Annotated in this window: 1 protein-coding gene; it reads right to left on the reverse strand. The window is 53.9% G+C overall.

Annotation, left to right across the window (positions count from 1 at the left end; all coding sequences use genetic code 11):
- Positions 1-69: 69 nt before the first annotated feature.
- On the reverse strand, positions 70-254 hold a 185-nt coding region (tnpB, locus tag B3143_RS01010), incomplete at its 5' end, for an IS66 family insertion sequence element accessory protein TnpB (protein ID WP_286739196.1).

The raw sequence follows: 254 nt of genomic DNA on the forward strand, positions 1-254 counted from the left end.
CAGTATGCCTGAGGTCATGACGCAGAGGAAATAGAACGTTTGGAGAATAGCAGAATGGACCAGCCTAGTTTAGAGCATCGTCACCACCTGCTGTCGTCCAATGCGCTGCCAAGGTAAACCCTGGATCAGTGCATGTAACTGTTCCGGACTGATCGCCATGCTTTCACCCTGGTGAACCTGCGCCCAGTGGAATTTTCCCTGTTCCAGCCGCCGGGCACACAGCCAGATGCCCAGTCCATCATGTACCAGCACTT

The sequence above is a fragment of the Acinetobacter sp. UBA1496 genome, from assembly GCF_002324975.1.
GTDB lineage: Bacteria > Pseudomonadota > Gammaproteobacteria > Pseudomonadales > Moraxellaceae > Acinetobacter > Acinetobacter variabilis.